Source organism: Psychrobacter sp. GW64-MNA-CIBAN-0177 (assembly GCF_040309585.1).
GTDB classification, from domain to species: Bacteria; Pseudomonadota; Gammaproteobacteria; order Pseudomonadales; family Moraxellaceae; genus Psychrobacter; species Psychrobacter okhotskensis.
In genome coordinates this window covers 1-229 of record NZ_JBEOOY010000674.1, presented here as the reverse complement: position 1 = coordinate 229, position 229 = coordinate 1, and the positions used below count along the sequence as shown (strand labels likewise).

The 229-nt window shown below is 45.9% G+C and carries 1 protein-coding gene; it reads left to right on the top strand.

Annotated features, from left to right (window positions below; translation table 11 throughout):
• Nucleotides 1-229, top strand: a 229-nt coding sequence (locus tag AAEY79_RS16665; protein ID WP_352289945.1) for an N-acetylmuramoyl-L-alanine amidase, incomplete at both ends; no start/stop codon positions are given.

Genomic DNA, 229 nt, shown 5'->3' with positions numbered 1-229 from the left:
CCATTATGTCGCTTTTGATGAGTTGCAGATTAAAAAGGTCGCGGAGCTGGTGCAAGATATCACCGGCAGATATGGCATCTCACCAAAGAATATCATCGGTCATTCTGATATGGCACCCTCGCGTAAGATAGACCCCGGTGCAAAGTTCCCTTGGCAGCAGCTATATAAAGAGTATGGTATCGGCGCTTGGTATGATGACGCTGATAAGCTTGCTTTTATGGATATAGAC